At 33.5% G+C, this 18,095-nt stretch carries 18 protein-coding genes; 15 read left to right on the forward strand and 3 right to left on the reverse strand.

What is annotated here, in order from left to right; all coding sequences use genetic code 11:
• Nucleotide 1 precedes the first annotated feature (1 nt).
• The 7 genes from ACFS5M_RS06265 (at nucleotide 2) to ftsY (ending at nucleotide 4,125) form a co-directional block, all read left to right on the forward strand.
• Nucleotides 2-613: a fumarylacetoacetate hydrolase family protein gene (locus ACFS5M_RS06265; protein WP_183486878.1), complete on the forward strand. Its 612-nt coding sequence runs from the start codon at nucleotides 2-4 to the stop codon at nucleotides 611-613.
• Nucleotides 614-955 carry an Hpt domain-containing protein gene (locus tag ACFS5M_RS06270; RefSeq protein WP_183486880.1) on the forward strand — a complete coding sequence of 114 codons (342 nt, stop codon included), beginning with the start codon at nucleotides 614-616 and terminating at the stop codon, nucleotides 953-955.
• Complete coding sequence (locus ACFS5M_RS06275; protein ID WP_183486881.1) at nucleotides 955-2,205, forward strand: competence/damage-inducible protein A; 1,251 nt, start codon at nucleotides 955-957, stop codon at nucleotides 2,203-2,205. Before ACFS5M_RS06270 ends, ACFS5M_RS06275 begins: the two co-directional genes overlap by 1 nt.
• 80 nt (nucleotides 2,206-2,285) lie before the next feature.
• Entirely contained in the window at nucleotides 2,286-2,522 is a 237-nt protein-coding gene (gene rpmB, locus ACFS5M_RS06280; protein ID WP_183486883.1) for a 50S ribosomal protein L28, read from the forward strand.
• Between the two features lie 26 nt (nucleotides 2,523-2,548).
• Nucleotides 2,549-2,731, forward strand: a complete 183-nt coding sequence (gene rpmG, locus ACFS5M_RS06285) for a 50S ribosomal protein L33 (protein ID WP_076733668.1) — start codon at nucleotides 2,549-2,551, stop codon at nucleotides 2,729-2,731.
• 18 nt (nucleotides 2,732-2,749) lie between these two features.
• Nucleotides 2,750-2,902 carry a DUF4295 domain-containing protein gene (locus ACFS5M_RS06290; protein WP_183486885.1) on the forward strand — a complete coding sequence of 51 codons (153 nt, stop codon included), beginning with the start codon at nucleotides 2,750-2,752 and terminating at the stop codon, nucleotides 2,900-2,902.
• 248 nt (nucleotides 2,903-3,150) lie between these two features.
• A complete protein-coding gene (ftsY, locus tag ACFS5M_RS06295) occupies nucleotides 3,151-4,125 on the forward strand; it encodes a signal recognition particle-docking protein FtsY (RefSeq protein ID WP_183486887.1) in 975 nt (324 codons plus the stop codon).
• Nucleotides 4,126-4,128: 3 nt separating this feature from the next.
• On the opposite strand, the gene ACFS5M_RS06300 is transcribed toward ftsY, so the two are convergent.
• The gene (locus ACFS5M_RS06300) at nucleotides 4,129-5,205 is read right to left on the reverse strand and encodes a serine hydrolase domain-containing protein (RefSeq protein ID WP_183486889.1); all 1,077 of its coding nucleotides are present in this window, start codon (nucleotides 5,203-5,205) and stop codon (nucleotides 4,129-4,131) included.
• 88 nt (nucleotides 5,206-5,293) lie between these two features.
• Here ACFS5M_RS06300 and rimO point away from each other — a divergent pair, with 88 nt between their 5' ends.
• Entirely contained in the window at nucleotides 5,294-6,595 is a 1,302-nt protein-coding gene (gene rimO, locus ACFS5M_RS06305) for a 30S ribosomal protein S12 methylthiotransferase RimO (protein ID WP_183486891.1), read from the forward strand.
• Nucleotides 6,596-6,597: 2 nt separating this feature from the next.
• Here rimO and ACFS5M_RS06310 read toward each other — a convergent pair whose 3' ends face one another.
• Both ACFS5M_RS06310 and ACFS5M_RS06315 read right to left on the reverse strand, forming a co-directional pair.
• On the reverse strand, nucleotides 6,598-7,365 hold the full coding sequence (locus ACFS5M_RS06310) for an SGNH/GDSL hydrolase family protein (RefSeq protein WP_183486893.1): 768 nt from the start codon (nucleotides 7,363-7,365) through the stop codon (nucleotides 6,598-6,600).
• A 26-nt stretch (nucleotides 7,366-7,391) separates the two neighbouring features.
• Nucleotides 7,392-8,180, reverse strand: a complete 789-nt coding sequence (locus tag ACFS5M_RS06315; RefSeq protein ID WP_183486896.1) for a dienelactone hydrolase family protein — start codon at nucleotides 8,178-8,180, stop codon at nucleotides 7,392-7,394.
• Between the two features lie 130 nt (nucleotides 8,181-8,310).
• Here ACFS5M_RS06315 and bshC point away from each other — a divergent pair, with 130 nt between their 5' ends.
• The 7 genes from bshC to yidC all read left to right on the forward strand — a co-directional run bounded on the left by bshC (nucleotide 8,311) and on the right by yidC (nucleotide 18,068).
• Complete coding sequence (bshC, locus tag ACFS5M_RS06320; RefSeq protein ID WP_183486898.1) at nucleotides 8,311-9,912, forward strand: bacillithiol biosynthesis cysteine-adding enzyme BshC; 1,602 nt, start codon at nucleotides 8,311-8,313, stop codon at nucleotides 9,910-9,912.
• Between the two features lie 55 nt (nucleotides 9,913-9,967).
• Nucleotides 9,968-11,503: a glutamine-hydrolyzing GMP synthase gene (gene guaA / locus ACFS5M_RS06325; protein ID WP_183486900.1), complete on the forward strand. Its 1,536-nt coding sequence runs from the start codon at nucleotides 9,968-9,970 to the stop codon at nucleotides 11,501-11,503.
• A 159-nt stretch (nucleotides 11,504-11,662) separates the two neighbouring features.
• Nucleotides 11,663-13,570 (forward strand): LysM peptidoglycan-binding domain-containing protein, encoded by a 1,908-nt coding sequence (locus ACFS5M_RS06330; protein WP_183486902.1) that lies wholly within the window; start codon nucleotides 11,663-11,665, stop codon nucleotides 13,568-13,570.
• Between the two features lie 6 nt (nucleotides 13,571-13,576).
• Complete coding sequence (locus ACFS5M_RS06335; protein WP_379898235.1) at nucleotides 13,577-14,116, forward strand: DUF922 domain-containing protein; 540 nt, start codon at nucleotides 13,577-13,579, stop codon at nucleotides 14,114-14,116.
• A gap of 2 nt (nucleotides 14,117-14,118) precedes the next feature.
• On the forward strand, nucleotides 14,119-14,352 hold the full coding sequence (locus tag ACFS5M_RS06340; RefSeq protein WP_183486904.1) for a DUF3820 family protein: 234 nt from the start codon (nucleotides 14,119-14,121) through the stop codon (nucleotides 14,350-14,352).
• A gap of 62 nt (nucleotides 14,353-14,414) precedes the next feature.
• The gene (locus ACFS5M_RS06345) at nucleotides 14,415-16,055 is read left to right on the forward strand and encodes a CTP synthase (protein WP_183486906.1); all 1,641 of its coding nucleotides are present in this window, start codon (nucleotides 14,415-14,417) and stop codon (nucleotides 16,053-16,055) included.
• Nucleotides 16,056-16,166: 111 nt separating this feature from the next.
• On the forward strand, nucleotides 16,167-18,068 hold the full coding sequence (yidC, locus tag ACFS5M_RS06350; protein WP_183486908.1) for a membrane protein insertase YidC: 1,902 nt from the start codon (nucleotides 16,167-16,169) through the stop codon (nucleotides 18,066-18,068).
• The last annotated feature ends 27 nt before the right edge of the window (nucleotides 18,069-18,095 follow it).

Raw genomic sequence — 18,095 nt, forward strand, 5'->3', positions numbered from 1 at the left:
CATGAAACTTATCTGTATTGGACGAAATTACACAGAGCATATTAAGGAGCTAGAAAATGAAAAACCTTCAGATCCTGTCGTTTTTTTAAAACCAGATACAGCTATATTACTCAAAAAACAACCTTTTTTTATTCCTGATTTCTCTAATGATGTGCATCATGAAGTTGAAATTTTAGTAAAAATCAATAAAGTTGGTAAGCATATTCAGAAAAAATTTGCTCATAAATATTATGATGAAATAGGGCTAGGAATCGATTTTACAGCACGAGATTTACAGAAGCAATTAAAGGAAAAAGGTTTGCCATGGGAAAAAGCAAAATCCTTTGATGGAGCAGCAGTTATAGGACGTTGGCTCAATAAAAACGAATTCGAAGATGTCAATAATTTAAATTTTACTCTTCAAAAAAATGAAGCTCTCGTTCAACAAGGTAATACAAGTTATATGCTCTGGAAAATTGATGAAATTATAGAATATGTGTCAAAATATTTCACTTTAAAGATTGGAGATATTATATTTACAGGAACTCCAGCAGGAGTTGGCAAGGTAGTTGCTAATGACAAACTAATCGGATGTATAGAAGACAAACAATTGTTTTCAATAACAGTTAAATAAATGGAACAACATTATAAATTATTTAGAGTAAGAGAGTTAGCAGATGGCGATCAAGAATTCATCAATGTGCTTGCACAAACCTTTTTGGAAGAAGTTCCAGTAGATGCTGCAAGATTAAAAGAGGCTGTTGAAAATAACAACCACTTAGCCACTTATCAAACAGCTCATAAGATGAAGCCTACTATTGATATGTTTGAGCTTGGAGTATTAGACACTTTAATTGAGGTTCAAGATTGGGGTAAATTCGAAAAAAAAGAAATCGATATTCTTCCTAAACTTGCAATAGTTTTATCTGCAGTAGAACAAGCTGCTAACGAAATTCGATCTGACTTTAACTTATAATGCAAGCTGAAATAATTACCATTGGCGACGAGATTCTCATTGGTCAAATAGTTGATACCAATTCGGCTTTTATTTCACAACATCTTAATAATATTGGTGTGTCTGTTTATCAAATCACTTCGGTTCAGGATGACAGACAGCATATTTTACAAGCCCTTCAAGAAGCCGAAAACAACGCAGATATTATTATAATCACTGGAGGTTTAGGACCAACCAAAGATGATATTACTAAAACAACAATAGCAGAGTATTTCAATGATACCTTAGTGCAAGATCCTGCAGTTTTGAAGAATATTGAAAGCCTTTGGGAAAAGTATATCAATACACCTTTAGCGCAAGTTAATATCGATCAAGCTTTAGTCCCAAGCAAAGCAATAACCTTAATGAATATTTACGGAAGCGCTCCAGGCATGTGGCTAGATAAAGGAAATAAAACCTTTATTTCGCTGCCAGGTGTGCCCTTTGAAATGCGAGCTTTAATAGAACAAGAAGTCCTGCCAAAACTTCAAAAAAAATATAAGTTTCCATATATATTGCATAAAACACTACTCACTTATGGTATTGGTGAAAGTACTTTGGCTGCAAGAATAGAAGGCTGGGAAGACCAGCTGCCAGACTATATTAAACTGGCATATTTACCTAATTTAGGAAAAGTAAGATTACGTCTTTCAGCTAAAGGAAATAATAAAGAACTAATACAACAAGAAGTCGAAAAGCAAATCCAATTGCTTTTACCTCAAATAAACGATGTGTTTGTTGGCTTTCAGGATATTGAAGAATCGCTTGAAGCTATTATTGGCAAGCAATTAACTCAATTAAATAAAACACTTGCAACTGCAGAAAGTTGTACAGGCGGAAAAATAGCGGCTCACTTGACAGCGAATTCAGGAGCATCTGCTTATTATAAAGGAAGTGTTGTCAGTTATGCGACAGAAGTAAAAATCAATGTGTTAAAGGTGCCAGAAAAACTTATTAACGAATATTCAGTGGTTAGTGCAGAAGTTGCTGAAGCTATGGCAAAAAATGTACTCGACTTGTTTCAAACCGATTATGCGATTGCTACCACAGGAAACGCTGGGCCAACTAAAGGCGACGCAGATGCTGATGTAGGAACTGTTTTTATAGCTATAGCGACAAAAAGCTCGGTGTATTCAGAACAATTTGCCCTTGGAAACCACAGAACTAAAGTGGTAAATAAAGCCGTAAATAAAGCCTTTGAAATGCTGCAAAAAGAAATTTTAAAAAATTGATAAAAATAAGATTGTCAAAAGATAAAGAATTTGTATATTTGCACCTCGTTTTGAAATAACAATATTAAAGTTTAGAAAGAATGTCAAGAGTTTGTGAACTTACAGGAAAGAAGGCAATGGTTGGAAACAACGTGTCTCACGCTATGAATAAGACTAAACGCAAGTTCGATGCGAACTTAATTAAAAAGCGTTTCTTTATTCCTGAAGAAGATAAGTGGGTAACTTTAAAAATATCTACTTCTGCATTAAAGACTATTAACAAAATAGGAATTTCTGCTGCATTAAAAGAAGCTAGAACCAAAGGGTTTATTAAATAATTAGCCACATTTAAAAGTTTAAGAAAATGGCAAAAAAAGGTAATAGAGTACAAGTAATATTAGAGTGCACAGAGCACAAAGAGTCTGGACAACCAGGAACATCTCGTTATATTACTACTAAAAATAAAAAGAACACTCCAGATAGAATGGAAATTAAAAAATTCAATCCTATCTTAAAGAAAATGACTGTTCATAAAGAAATTAAATAACAACAAACACATTAGGTCATGGCAAAGAAATCCGTAGCATCATTACAAACTGGATCAAAAAGATTAACAAAAGCGATCAAAATGGTAAAGTCTCCTAAAACAGGCGCTTACATGTTTGTAGAGTCAGTAATGTCACCAGAATTCGTAAACGATTTCTTAAATAAGAAATAAGTTCACTAAGTAAAAGATATATAAAAGCTGCTTTCGTTAAGAAAGCAGCTTTTTTTATATTTACACGTTTTAATGACAAAATAGCAGCTAGGTAAAAAAGGCGCGACTATTGTTATTGTAATTATGGCGTTACCTAAAGGTCGCGCTTTCGCAAGTCGCTATCAGAGATGAGCTCCAACAATTGCTCAATCCCTAACGCGAAAAAGTTTCAAAAAAACGTTTGCGTATAAATAAATAAACATGTTTAGATGAGTTTTTTTAAAAAAATATTTTCTTCAGAAAAAAAAGAAACCTTAGATAAAGGCTTAGAAAAAACAAGCACTAGTTTTTTAGGTAAACTTAGTAAAGCTGTCGCAGGAAAGTCTAAGGTTGATGATGATGTGTTAGATAATCTTGAAGAAGTTTTAGTCTCAAGTGATGTTGGTGTTAATACCACATTAAAAGTCATTGAGCGTATTGAAGCACGTGTGTCTAAAGACAAATACTTAGGGACAGATGAATTAAATAAAATCCTTCGCGAAGAAATTGCTGGACTGTTAAGCGAAACCAATTCTGGTGAAGCTACAGAATATACTATTCCAGATTTGCCTCCACAAGAAAACGGAAGCAAAACACCTTATGTGCTAATGGTTGTTGGTGTTAATGGTGTTGGTAAGACAACAACTATTGGTAAGTTAGCTTATCAATTTAAAAAGCAAGGACTTAAAGTGGTGCTTGGTGCTGCAGATACATTTCGTGCTGCTGCTATAGATCAGCTACAGGTTTGGGCAGATCGTGTCGATGTGCCAATGGTACGTCAAGATATGGGAAGTGATCCTGCTTCAGTTGCTTTTGATGCTTTGCAATCTGGTGTTACTCAAGATGCAGATGTTATTATTATTGATACTGCTGGACGTTTACACAATAAAGTCAACTTAATGAATGAGCTAACAAAAGTAAAACGTGTCATGCAAAAAGTGATAGGAGATGCACCTCACGATGTTTTATTAGTGCTTGATGGTTCTACAGGTCAAAATGCTTTTGAACAAGCTAAACAGTTTACAGCAGCAACAGAAGTCACTTCACTTGCAGTAACTAAACTAGATGGTACCGCTAAAGGTGGTGTTGTGATTGGGATTTCAGACCAATTTCAAATTCCTGTTAAATATATTGGCGTTGGTGAAGGCATAGAAGATCTACAAGTTTTTAATAAGTATGAGTTTGTAGATTCGTTTTTTAAGTAGGACTTAATTTATAAACGCATTTATTTTTTCCCAGAGTTCATTATCAAAACCAGATAAGGCAAAGTTCTCGTCTTCTGCTGCATCTCCCATACGTATAACAACGAGGTCTTTACTCGGAACAATGTAAATCTTCTGGTCGTTTTTTCCTAAAGCAGCATACATGTCTGCTGGTGCATTTGGAATGAGTTCACCAGGAAATTCTAATTGACTTTGAGGTAAGTGATAACTTGATTTTCCGTTTAACCACCACAAATATCCATAGGCTTTATTAATGTCTTGCGAGGTCGTAGTCGCTTCATTTACAAAAGCTTCTGAAACAATTTGAGTGTCTTCCCATTTTCCTTTAGCAGAAATTAACAAACCAAAACGTGCCATGCTTCTGGTATGACTCCAATAAACATTTAAACCTCCTAAAGGAATCCAACTACCAGACATGCCAATTTTATCTTTTAAACTAGAATTAAAATAGTTAGTCCATGTCTGATTGCTAGCTTCAGCAATAACGTCCTGCATTTTTACATAAACATTATGATATGCCCAACGACTTCCTGCATCTGCTATATATTGTAAGTTAGAAGGCGATACATCATCTCCTAAACTATCATCTAAACCAGAGGTCATCGATAATAAATTTTTAGGGGTAATTAAATCCTCTTTATCTAAAGTTAAGCTCGTCCATCCAGTTCCCAAATGTTCTGAAACTTTATCATTTAGATCTATTAAACCTTCATCTTGTGCAATTCCTGCAACGGTAGAGGTTAGGGTTTTTCCTGCGCTTGCCCAATACCACGGAGAAGTATTCGTGTGTCCATTCATATAATGCTCTACCACAATTTTTCCATGGTGTAGCATGATGAAACTTTTGGAATGCTTTACTTCTAAAAAATCCAATAGTTGTTGAAGTTGATCTTCATTCCAGCCAGCTTCAGTTATAGACTGAGTTGCCCAAACATCTGAGCTTATTGGTGGAAAATATATTGTATTTTCGATTGGATTTTCCTCTTCAGAAGTTGAATCATCAGAGGTACAATTCAGTATGAGAAGACTTAAAAAGAATAAAGTATAGATTGAAGCTTTCATAAAAATGAAGAGATAGGTTTGTATTTAGGACTATCAAATATATAAAAGGTTTAATTAAGGTTGTATCTTTGCAGACCAAAATATTAGGATGAGAACAAAATCGCTTAAGAAGAATAAAATCAATGTCGTGACATTAGGATGCAGTAAAAATGTGTATGATAGTGAAGTGTTAATGGGACAATTAAAAGCCAGTGGAAAAGAGGTTGTGCATGAAGAAGAAGGGAATGTGGTTGTTATAAATACCTGTGGCTTTATTAATAACGCTAAAGAAGAGAGCGTGAATACAATTTTAGAATTCATGCAGAAAAAGGAAGCTGGCGAAGTCGATAAGGTTTTTGTAACTGGATGTCTTTCGGAACGTTACAAACCTGATTTGCAAAAGGAAATTCCGAATGTGGATGAATATTTTGGAACAACCGAACTGCCTCAATTATTAAAAGCATTAGGTGCAGACTATAAACACGAACTCATAGGTGAACGTTTAACCACAACGCCTAAAAATTATGCCTATTTAAAAATTGCTGAAGGCTGTGATAGACCTTGTAGTTTTTGTGCTATTCCACTTATGCGTGGTAAACACAAATCAACACCAATTGAAGACATTGTTATTGAAGCTGAAAAATTAGCCGCAAATGGCGTGAAAGAGCTGATTCTAATTGCACAAGATTTAACCTATTATGGTTTAGATTTATATAAAAAACGAAACTTAGCCGAACTTCTAGAAGCGCTTGTAAAAGTGGAAGGTGTAGAATGGATTCGATTGCATTATGCATTTCCAACGGGATTTCCTTTAGATGTTTTAGACGTTATGAATCGTGAACCAAAGATTTGCAATTATTTAGATATTCCGTTACAACATATTAGTGATTCAATTTTAAAGAGCATGCGTCGTGGAACCACTAAAGAAAAAACCACAAAACTCATTCATCAATTTAGAGAAACGGTTCCTAATATGACAATAAGAACAACACTTATTGTTGGCTATCCAGGAGAAACGGAAGAAGATTTTGAAACTTTAAAAGATTGGGTTCAGGAAATGCGTTTTGAACGTTTAGGTTGTTTTAGATATTCTCATGAAGAAAACACACACGCTTTTAATTTAGAAGATGATGTGCCAGAAGAGGTGAAAATTGACAGAGCAAACCAAATCATGGAAATCCAATCACAGATTTCATGGGAATTAAATCAACAAAAAATTGGTCAAGAATTTAAAGTCATTATTGATAGAAAAGAAGGGAATTACTTTATTGGTCGAACGGAATTCGATTCACCTGATGTCGATAATGAAGTGCGAATTGATGCCACAAACACCTATTTAAAAACTGCCGAATTTGTTACTGTTAGAGTAATAGAGGCAGAGGATTTTGATTTGTATGCTGAAGTGATTTAGTCTTACTTTTCAAGAGTAGTTTCAATCGCTTCGTAATACCTGTCTGCGACTTCTTTTGCACCTAAGTGGTTATAATGTAAGTTATCTTCCATATAATCATCAGTCCAATGGGCAGACATATCAACAGCTATAACACTAGATGATTCATTAGTTTGTTCGCTGGCTAAGTTGGAAATGTTTTCGTTAAAGGTGTTATAAATAACTAAAGCTTCAGGTGTCATCACGTTAGACCTTCCAGGTGCAATTTGCTCTATAAATATGGTAACGTTAGTATTGCTGTTTTGTAATATATCTACAATTTGATTAATATTATCAATTACTGTAGTCACAGAAATATTTCTGACTAAATCATTACCACCAATACCTAATAATACAACATCTGGAGCGCCAATATCTTCAATGAGATCGTCTATATTATCTAGTATGTCCTGAGTCTTGTAACCACCAATACCTTCATGATCAGGATCAAAATGTTGTCCCATAAGTTCTGGATAAATTGTGTTGTCTTGCTGTGTTCCTATATAATCAAAATTCCATTCATTCTTTACAAGGTCTTTCCATAAATCATAGCGATAACTGACAGAGTTAGATGTAGCGCCTTCAACCCTTGAATCGCCCAAAGGAAGTATTTTGTAAAAGGGGTTAGTTGTATTTCCATTAGGAGTAAATTCATTGTTTAATGCAGAAGCATGCTTTTTGTTGCTACAAGAAATAATAAATAATAATGTGAAAATATATAAATTGACAGATGATATTTTAAAATGAGACATAATAACTTTGCTAAAATTAATTACGATTACCACACTTCGGCTTCTAACCATGTTGCTGCATCTTGTAAATAACTAGTGTATTCGCAAGGCTCAGTATGAGTTAATCCTGTAGCAACGACTAGAGTAACATCACTTCCAGAAAGAATAGTGTCGTCAACCCATTCTTGAGTATTTTCCAAAGGAAATAAAGTGTCGTTTTCGCCATGAATAACATATACAGGAATAGGAATTACTCGAGCTTCGCCATCAGGTTCGTATGAACCGTATGCACTTGCCATTGGAATTCCAGCCGAATATAATTCAGGATGAGTTTCACTAAAAAACCAAGCACCATTCCCACCATCACTATACCCATTTACAACAACTTTCGAACCATCTACTGGAAGGTATTGTTTTGCTAAAACAGTTAAGTTTAAAACCATCTCTTGGTTATAAGGTTCAAACCACTGTTGATCACCTCCATTCGGACTTAAAATTATGGCATCTAAAGCTTCAAAACCAGGCTCTGCATAACAATCTGTAAACTGATGCGCATTTGCAGCACCACCAGAATAGCCATGTAATGTGACAATTAATGGTCTGTTGTTATCAGTAAAATCTACATCTGGCATTACAACTCTAAAATTCCAAGTAAAATTATTAAAGTCTAATAAAGTAACATCATTTACGCCAGGATTAAAAGTTAGCGCACTAAAGTCTGCTTGTAAATCGGCAAATGTTCTCGTGTTGTCAGTGTCAGAATCATCATTATTACTACAACTCAAAAAGGCAGTAGTTACCAATAGGTAAATAAGAAAATGTTTAATACGTATCATAGCTTTTTTTATTAAAAGTAATAAAAAAAACAGATTATAACTGTGTTTTGTTAAAGGAATATTAAAAATAGAGTATGTTAAATTAGATTTTAAAAAGGCTGTATATTTACAAAATAATAGAATTGGTTTTATGACTACAGATTATATTTCGTTTAAAAAAACAGGTTATTTTTCAGAATTAATTTGCGATTACTTAGAAGAATCAGATGCGCTTAAAACATTCTACTATAACTTTCCTAAGTTAGAGAATTTTAAAAATCAAATTGAAAGTAAACAAAGTTCTTTTTCTTCAAATACTAGAAGTGTTTTAGTTAAAGCACTGCAAAAACAATATAAAGACGTAAATATTTCACAACCTACATTGTTAAATATTAATGCACTTTCTAATAATAATACGTTTACAGTAACCACAGGTCATCAATTAAATCTGTTTACTGGTCCTTTGTATTTTCTGTATAAAATTGCCTCAACAATTAATTTAGCAAAGACGCTTAAACAAGAATATTCTAATTATAATTTTGTTCCTGTCTATTGGATGGCTACAGAAGATCATGACTTCGATGAAATCAATTATTTTAACTTTAAAGGAAAAAAAGTACAATGGCCAAGACAAGCAAGTGGAGCTGTTGGCGAATTGTCTAATGAAGGTTTAGAATCTGTTTTTGAAGTGTTTTCAAAAGTTTTAGGCCTAGGCAATAATGCTGAAACATTAAGACAATTATTCGAATCTGCCTATTTAAAAAATAATAATTTAGCCGATGCTACACGTTATTTAGCTAATACACTTTTTGCAGATTATGGTCTAGTTATTTTAGATGCAAATGATAAACACTTAAAGGAATTATTTATTCCTTTCATGAAAGAAGAACTGGTAGATCAAACAGCTTATAAGTTTGTAACCGAAACCTCAAAAGAACTTAACAGTTTAACAACGAACTACAAAGTTCAAGTTAATCCTCGAGAGATTAATCTGTTTTATTTAGCAGAAGGTTTAAGAGAACGCATTGTATTTGAAGATAACACTTATAAAGTAATAAATACCAAATTGTCTTGGAGTTCAAGTGAGATTAAAAAAGAGCTTTTAGCGCATCCCGAACGTTTTAGTCCAAATGTAATTATGCGACCACTTTACCAAGAAGTCATTTTGCCAAATCTTTGTTATATTGGAGGAGGAGGTGAATTAGCCTATTGGTTGCAGTTGAAATCTTATTTCGAAAAAATGAAAGTCACGTTTCCTATGTTACTTTTAAGGAATTCGGTACTTGTAAAAACTGAAAAACAAGCCGAAAAACAAGAAAAATTAGGATTGTCTAATGCAGACTTATTTTTAAAACAGGAAGCGCTTATTCAGAAAAAAACGAAACAACTGTCTGCTATTGAAATCGACTTTTCAACACAAAAAATACATTTAAAAGAACAGTTTAAAGAGTTACACAAACTCGCCAAACAAACTGACAAATCATTTTTAGGAGCAGTTTCAGCCCAAGAACGCAAACAAATTAAAGGGTTAGAGCATTTAGAAAAGCGTTTAATGAAAGCTCAAAAACGGAAGTTAAGTACACAGTTAAATAAAGTTAAAATGCTTCAAAATGAGTTGTTTCCAAATCAAAGCTTACAAGAGCGTAACACTAATTTTTCAGAATTATATTTAGAATTTGGCGATGAATTAATTCCGACTTTAATAAAAAAATTAAAACCTTTAAAAAGAGATTTTACAGTGTTAACAATTTAATTCAAAATTCATGAATCAGCATTCATAATTCAAAAATCAATTGTTATTTTTGTGCATGCAACACAACAAAGTCCTTATATTAGATTTCGGATCGCAATACACACAACTTATTGCGCGAAGAGTTAGAGAGCTTAACATCTTATCCGAAATTCATCCTTACAATAAATTACCTTTAAATATAGAAGACTACAAGGCTGTAATCCTTTCTGGAAGTCCGAATTCTGTAAGAGGTGAAGCTGTATTACATCCCGATTTATCTAAAATTAGAGGCCACAAACCCTTATTAGCAGTATGCTATGGTGCGCAATATTTAGCACACTTTTCTGGAGGCGAAGTGGCACCTTCAAATACTCGTGAATACGGAAGAGCAAACTTGTCATTTATTAAAGAAAATGAACCGTTCTTTAGTCAAATTTCAAAGGGAAGTCAAGTTTGGATGAGTCATAGCGATACAATTAAAAGTTTACCAACAAACGGTGTGCTTCTAGCAAGTACTCATGATGTTGAAAACGCAGCTTATAAAATTGAAGGCGAACAAACCTATGCGATACAGTTTCATCCCGAAGTCTATCATTCTTCAGATGGAAAACAGCTGCTGGAAAATTTCTTGGTGAATATCGCTGAAGTTAATCAAGATTGGACACCAGACTCTTTTGTAGATGAAACGGTTCAGGCTTTAAAAGAACAACTCAAAGACGATAAAGTTGTTCTTGGTTTGTCTGGAGGTGTAGATTCTTCCGTTGCAGCGATGTTATTGCATAAAGCAATTGGTAAAAACCTGTATTGCATTTTTGTAAATAATGGTTTGTTACGTAAAAACGAATACCAAAGCGTATTAGAACAATACAATGGCATGGGCTTAAATGTCAAAGGTGTAGATGCTTCGGCACGCTTTTTGGATGCACTTGCAGGAGAAAGCGACCCAGAGAAAAAGCGTAAAGCTATTGGTCACGTGTTCATTGAGGTTTTTGATGATGAAGCGCATCAAATAGAAGAGGTGAAATGGTTGGCGCAAGGGACTATTTATCCGGATGTGATTGAAAGTGTCTCTGCAACTGGTGGACCAAGTGCCACGATTAAAAGCCATCATAATGTTGGCGGATTGCCAGATTTTATGAAGCTAAAAATTGTCGAACCACTTAAAGCATTGTTTAAAGATGAAGTACGTCGCGTAGGTGCTTCAATGCTCATGGATAAAAATTTATTGGGACGTCATCCATTTCCTGGACCAGGATTGGCGATTCGAATTTTAGGAGATATTACTCCAGAAAAAGTTCGTATTTTGCAAGAGGTAGATGCCGTTTTTATAGACAATCTAAAAAAATGGAACCTCTATGATAGTGTTTGGCAAGCTGGAGCTATACTATTGCCAGTAAATAGTGTTGGTGTGATGGGAGATGAACGAACGTACGAAAAATGTGTAGCTTTAAGAGCTGTAGAAAGCACAGACGGAATGACCGCAGATTGGGTGAATTTACCTTACGAGTTTTTGCAAAAAACAAGTAACGAAATAATAAATAAAGTAAAAGGCGTTAATAGAGTAGTGTACGACATTAGTAGTAAACCTCCTGCAACAATCGAGTGGGAATAGTTTATTCTAATTTGGGCGTTACAACATGAACATGTTGTCAGGCTTTCACAACTCGCTTTTCTTTTTTTGTCTTCTACATTTTCATGCAGAAATCAAAAAAATAAAGAGCTCAAACAAATTGTTCAATCCTTAACGCAGTTTTGAACGTATAAATAGTATATGAAGAAATTATTATACATCCTAAGTCTAGTTTTAATGTTTAATTGTGCTTCAACTCAAGCGCAAAACTATAAAACACATCGTGTAAAATCGGGTGAAACCATAGAGAGCATTGCCAAAGAATACAGCGTGACCCCTTACGATATTTATGCCCTAAATCCAGATGCTAAAAAAGGATTAAAAGATAATGCACTTTTAATTATTCCGAAATCAAAAGTCACTTCTCAAACCAATACAACAACGGTTAAAGAGTTAGACGGTTTTAAAGAACACAAAGTTAAGCGTAAAGAAACACTATATAGTTTAGCTCAAAAATACAACGTAGAACAAGACGATATTAAAAAACATAATCCGTCTTTATACTCTAAAAACTTAAGACGAGGCGATCGCATTAAAATTCCAATTTATAAAACAAAACAAGTTGTTGAAGTTATAGAAACAACTAAAGATTATACTGTTTTACCAAAGGAAGGAAAATGGCGTATCGCGTATAAATTTGGAATTACAGTTGACGAGCTTGAGGCGCTAAACCCAGATATGAATGCCGTTCTAACGATAGGTGAAGTAATTAAAGTACCAAACATTACAACGGAAGAAGTTAAAGAAATAGATGAACGCTATTCTTATTACACAGTGTTGCCTAAAGAAGGATTTTATCGATTAAAATTAAAACTAGGTGTTGAACAAGAAGACCTTGAGGCCTTAAATCCAGGCTTAAAAGAAAGCGGTTTAAAATCGGGAATGGTTTTAAAAGTGCCTTACTCAAGTCAGCTTAACGAAGCAGAAGCAGAAACTTCTAGTTCTAACTTATCAAGCCATATTAAAAATTACGACGCAAAGCGTATTGCAATTTTACTGCCTTTTCGATTAGATAGAGTCAACACAGATTCTATTTACGATGCTAAAAAACAAATTCAAAATGATAATTTTTTAAGATCCTCTTTAGATTTTTATTCCGGAATTTTAATGGCTGTAGATTCGCTTAAAAATTTAGGAATTTCTTTGAAAGTAGATGTGTACGATACTAAAAACCAATTAAGCGAAGTGAGCTATTTGTTGAATTCTAAAGATTTAGAAAGCGCAGATGCTGTTATAGGACCATTAATGCCTAAGAATTTAGAACGTGTAGCATCAGATTTAAAAAGAAAAAAAGTGCCTGTATTTTCTCCGAACTTAAAAGATTTAAAACTATCTGATAATGTCTTTCAATCCATGCCTTCATCAGATTTGCTAATAACTAAAATTGTTAACTTCGTTAAAGCAGACAGTACTAAAAACCATGTTATAGTTATTTCTGATTCTAAAAATGTAGCGACAAGTAATGCTTTAAAAAGAGAGTTTGGCTCAGCGTCATTAATAAGCTCAAGAAAAGATAAAGAAGGAAAAGATTCTTATTATGTCATGGAAAGTGATATTGTTAGTAAATTAAAACCTGGAAAAAATATTATTTTTTTAGAAACAGAAAATTACACCTTTGTTTCTAATGTAACTAGCATTTTGAATTCGTTAAATAATGAAGACCACCAAATCATATTAACAACAACAAATATGAATGGTGCTTTTGAAAATGATGAGATTTCAAATTACCATTTATCAAATCTTAATTTCCATTTTCCTACGGTATCTAAAACGTATAATGAGGATGATAATAACGGATTTTCAAAACGTTATAAATTAGTTTACAATGAAACGCCAAACAAAACTGCTGTTAGAGGATTTGATTTAATGATGGATGTTGTTTTACGTTTATCTGTATCAGATGATATTTATAATTCTGTAAATGAATTCCCTTTAACAGAGTATGTTGAAAACAAGTTTGCTTATAAAAAGCACTTATTTGGAGGATATTATAATGACACTATTTATGTTGTTAAATATCAAGATTTAAAAATTATTGAAGCAAAATAATATATAGTGATAAGAATTTTTTTAATAGCTGCTTGTATGCTAATGCTTCATAAAGATGAAGCCACAATTCCTTGGAGTGAAACGTATAAATTATCTTGGGACGATTTTCAAGGTCCTCCAAAGCAGGATTCTGATGCTGTCGCAACAACAGCTTCTGGAATCACATTTAGCTATTCTATAAAGAAAACAAGTAAACGAATAGTGAGTTTTAAAACACAAATATCTGCTCACTTTTATCCAGAAAAATCTTGGTATAAACCTAACCATGCTGATAATCATATTTTAGCACACGAGCAGTTTCATTTTAATATTACAGAATTGCATGCTAGAAAATTTAGACAACGTGTAAGTGAACTTCCAGTAACCCAATCATTAAGTACAGTATTAGACCACATTCATCAAGAAATTAATACCGAGTTATCTGCTTTACAGGAAAAGTATGATGCAGAAACCAACTTCTCTAGAAACTTTGAACAACAAGCACTTTGGCAAAAGTATATTGAAGGTGAGTTAGCAAAACTGGCGAAATTTAAATCGAATAAATAAAAGTGCTTCAGCCAGACAGAGATTTTCTTGTAAAATTAGCACATACAAAAATGCCTTATGGCAAGTATAAAGACAGGTTTTTAATTGATTTGCCTGAGTATTATGTGGTTTGGTATCATAATAAAGGCTTTCCTAAAGGGAAACTAGGTGAAATGTTAGAAACCGTTTATACTTTAAAATTAAATGGTTTAGAAGAATTAATTAGAAATATTCAAAGAAATTTTCCGAAGAAATAAGTTTCTAAAATTCCAAACTTTCAACTTTAAATCGTAAATTTGCTCGCGTTTAACAGCGCAACATGACAACGACAACAAAATACATATTTGTAACTGGAGGAGTAACGTCTTCTCTTGGAAAAGGGATTATAGCGGCTTCTTTGGCTAAACTTCTGCAAGCTCAAGGTTACAGAACTACGATTCAAAAATTAGATCCTTATATTAATGTTGATCCTGGAACGCTAAATCCATATGAACATGGTGAATGTTACGTTACAGATGATGGAGCAGAAACCGATTTAGATTTAGGGCATTATGAACGTTTTTTAAATGTGCCAACCAGCCAAGCCAATAATGTAACTACAGGGCGTATTTACCAAAGCGTTATTGAAAAAGAACGTCGTGGTGAATTTTTAGGAAAAACAGTTCAGGTCATTCCTCATATTACTGATGAAATTAAAAATAGAATCCAGATTCTTGGAAATTCTGGAGATTATGATGTCGTAATTACTGAAATTGGTGGCACAGTTGGTGATATTGAATCCTTGCCATATATAGAAGCTGTACGTCAACTAAAATGGGACTTAGGCGATAATAACGCTATTGTTATTCATTTAACTTTAGTGCCATATTTATCTGCTGCTGGAGAATTAAAAACCAAACCAACTCAGCACAGCGTAAAAACATTAATGGAAAGCGGAGTGCAAGCCGATGTTTTGGTTTGTAGAACCGAACATGAATTACCAGATGAGTTACGTAGCAAGCTCGCAAAATTTTGTAACGTAAGAGAAGAAGCGGTCATTCAGTCAATTGATGCCTCTACGATTTATGATGTTCCTAATTTAATGCTAGAACAAGGCTTAGATAAAGTGGTTCTTAAGAAATTAGCATTAGACAGTGAAACTCCAGATTTAACGCAGTGGAATCAGTTTTTACAGCGCCATAAAAATCCTAAAACAGAAGTTACTATAGGTTTAATTGGTAAATATGTAGAATTACAAGATTCTTATAAATCTATTTTAGAAGCCTTTATACATGCAGGTGCAGAAAATGAAGTCAGAGTCAATGTAGAGTCTATTCATTCAGAATATTTAAATAATGAGAATGCCAAAGCCATGCTAGCACATTTAGATGGTGTTCTTGTAGCACCAGGTTTTGGAGAACGTGGTGTAGAAGGCAAAATAGATGCTGTAAAATATGTGCGAGAAAATAATATTCCATTTTTTGGTATTTGTTTAGGCATGCAAATGGCAGTTATTGAATTTGCTAGAAACGTGCTTAAATTAGAAGATGCTAATTCTTCCGAAATGGATGCTGAGGCTAAAAACCCTGTGATTAGTTTAATGGAAGAACAGAAAACAATAACAAATAAAGGAGGTACCATGCGTTTAGGTGCTTGGTCCTGTGATCTTATTAAAGATAGTATTGTTGCAAGTGTGTATAAAAAGGAAACGATTAAAGAACGTCATAGACATCGCTATGAATATAATAACCAGTATAAAACTCAAATTGAAGCTGCAGGGATGCTAGCAACAGGATTGAACCCAGACACCAACCTTGTTGAAATAGTTGAAATAACAAATCATCCATGGTTTGTAGGTGTACAATACCATCCAGAGTATAAAAGTACTGTGGCTAATCCGCATCCTTTATTTGTAGCTTTTATTAAGGCCGCATTAAAACATAATAAAAATAAGAAAGGTGTCAGTATGGCACAAAACTAAGATTGGATAGCTTTTTGAGTTATTCAAAAAGATTTATCATTCCTGCGAAGGCAGGAATCTATTTTTAAAACTATAACCAGTTTAGTCTATATAACGACGACTTAGCAACTAATGGAAGAAAAAAAATTAGACCTCAATTCAATAATAGGATTTATCCTAATATTCGGAATCTTAGTGTACATGATGTACACCAATCAACCAACTCCTGAAGAAGTTGAAGCACAAGAAAAAGCAAAACAAGAACAAGTTGAAGCAGAACAGAAAGTAAAAGAAATTGAAGCAGAAACGACTAAAACAACTGTAGCAGAAGATTTTTCTGCCGCTGCAGTTACAGATTCTACACAACTTGTAGCGTTAAGTAATAAATTAGGTGCTTTTGCATATGCATCAACTTTGCCTTCTGCAACAGACCAGGAAACCCTTGTTGAAAGTGATTTATTGTCATTAAAGTTTAGCAATAAAGGAGGATACCTTTCCGAAGTAAAGCTTAAGAAATTCGTGAATTATGATTCTATTCCTATCTATATTATTAAAGATGGCAATGCTGCTTTCAATATAAATTTTAGCACTACTGATAATAGAACTTTAAATACCAAAGATTTGTTTTTCGAACCTACAGTAACTAAAAATGGTGATAATACTGTGGTGTCTATGAAGCTTAAAGTCTCTCCAACGCAGTTTTTAGAATATCGTTACGAATTAAAACCTGATGATTATATGATGGATTTCACCATTCGTTCTCAAGGGTTAAGCCAAGTCATTAATAGTTCTCAAGAGGTTAATTTAGATTGGAGATTAAAAACTTATCGTCATGCCAAAAGTATATCTTATGAAAATCGTTATACAGATTTGCATTACGATTATGAAGATGGAAAAGATGATTATTTAGGTCAGATGGAAGATGAAGAAACCATTCAAGATGTCTCTTGGATTGGGTATAAGCAGCATTTCTTTTCTTCAGCTCTACTTACAGACACACCTTTTAAAACGGTACATTTAGCGTCTAAAAATTTAGTTGAGGATGAACAAATTGATACGGTTTTTACAAAATCTTTTGTTTCTAAATTGCCTTTAGAATTACAAGGAGGTGAGTTAAATGCAAATATGGATTGGTATTATGGACCAAGTGATTATAAAATACTTGATGCCTATCAAAGAAATCTTGACGAATTAATACCATTAGGTTGGGGGATTTTTGGATGGATTAACCGTTATGTGTTTATTCCATTATTCGGATTTTTATCAGGATTTTTACCTCATGGAATTGCGATCATTATCATGACTATTTTAGTTAGAATTGTCATGTCACCAGTAACTTACAAGTCATATGTATCTCAAGCTAAAATGAAAGTGATTAAACCAGAAATTGCTGAGATTAATGCAAAGTTTAAGGATAACGCAATGAAAAAACAGCAAGAAACGATGGCTCTCTATAGTAAAGCTGGAGTGAGTCCGATGGCTGGTTGTTTACCTGCATTTTTGCAACTTCCAGTCTTTTATGCGTTGTTTCAATTTTTTCCATCTGCATTCGACTTAAGACAAAAGCCTTTTCTTTGGGCAGAAGACTTATCGTCTTTTGATACCATTTATAAATTCCCTGATGGCTTTAGTATTCCATTCTATGGAGACCATATCAGTCTGTTTCCTATACTAGCGTCTTTAGCCATTTTCTTTTATATGAAAATGACTACTGGACAACAAATGGCATCACAACCTACTCAAGAAGGTATGCCAGATATGGGAAAAATGATGAAGTATATGATTTACTTTTCGCCAATAATGATGTTGTTTTTCTTTAACAATTATGCATCAGGATTAAGTTTATATTACTTTATTTCTAACTTAATTACAATTGGTATTATGTTAGTGATAAAAAAATACATTATCGACGAAGATAAGATTCATGCTAAAATTCAAGAAAACAAAAAGAAGCCTAAGAAAGAGAATCGTTTTCAAAAGAAAATGAAAGACATGATGGAACAGGCAGAAAAGCAAAAGCAACAAAAAAAATAATTTAAAAAGCTGTCCTATTTGGCAGCT

This window comes from Lacinutrix iliipiscaria (genome assembly GCF_042686125.1).
GTDB lineage: Bacteria > Bacteroidota > Bacteroidia > Flavobacteriales > Flavobacteriaceae > Oceanihabitans > Oceanihabitans iliipiscarium.

Excerpts from the sequence above, each read along its gene's own strand:
- ACFS5M_RS06270 (WP_183486880.1), top strand. The coding sequence starts at position 614 with ATGGAACAACATTATAAATTATTTAGAGTAAGAGAGTTAGCAGATGGC.
- rpmB (WP_183486883.1), top strand. The coding sequence starts at position 2,286 with ATGTCAAGAGTTTGTGAACTTACAGGAAAGAAGGCAATGGTTGGAAAC.
- ACFS5M_RS06345 (WP_183486906.1), top strand. The coding sequence starts at position 14,415 with ATGACAACGACAACAAAATACATATTTGTAACTGGAGGAGTAACGTCT.
- yidC (WP_183486908.1), top strand. The coding sequence starts at position 16,167 with ATGGAAGAAAAAAAATTAGACCTCAATTCAATAATAGGATTTATCCTA.
- ftsY (WP_183486887.1), top strand. The coding sequence starts at position 3,151 with ATGAGTTTTTTTAAAAAAATATTTTCTTCAGAAAAAAAAGAAACCTTA.
- ACFS5M_RS06330 (WP_183486902.1), top strand. The coding sequence starts at position 11,663 with ATGAAGAAATTATTATACATCCTAAGTCTAGTTTTAATGTTTAATTGT.
- ACFS5M_RS06315 (WP_183486896.1), bottom strand. The coding sequence starts at position 8,180 with ATGATACGTATTAAACATTTTCTTATTTACCTATTGGTAACTACTGCC.
- rimO (WP_183486891.1), top strand. The coding sequence starts at position 5,294 with ATGAGAACAAAATCGCTTAAGAAGAATAAAATCAATGTCGTGACATTA.
- bshC (WP_183486898.1), top strand. The coding sequence starts at position 8,311 with ATGACTACAGATTATATTTCGTTTAAAAAAACAGGTTATTTTTCAGAA.
- ACFS5M_RS06310 (WP_183486893.1), bottom strand. The coding sequence starts at position 7,365 with ATGTCTCATTTTAAAATATCATCTGTCAATTTATATATTTTCACATTA.
- guaA (WP_183486900.1), top strand. The coding sequence starts at position 9,968 with ATGCAACACAACAAAGTCCTTATATTAGATTTCGGATCGCAATACACA.
- ACFS5M_RS06265 (WP_183486878.1), top strand. The coding sequence starts at position 2 with ATGAAACTTATCTGTATTGGACGAAATTACACAGAGCATATTAAGGAG.
- ACFS5M_RS06290 (WP_183486885.1), top strand. The coding sequence starts at position 2,750 with ATGGCAAAGAAATCCGTAGCATCATTACAAACTGGATCAAAAAGATTA.
- rpmG (WP_076733668.1), top strand. The coding sequence starts at position 2,549 with ATGGCAAAAAAAGGTAATAGAGTACAAGTAATATTAGAGTGCACAGAG.
- ACFS5M_RS06275 (WP_183486881.1), top strand. The coding sequence starts at position 955 with ATGCAAGCTGAAATAATTACCATTGGCGACGAGATTCTCATTGGTCAA.
- ACFS5M_RS06300 (WP_183486889.1), bottom strand. The coding sequence starts at position 5,205 with ATGAAAGCTTCAATCTATACTTTATTCTTTTTAAGTCTTCTCATACTG.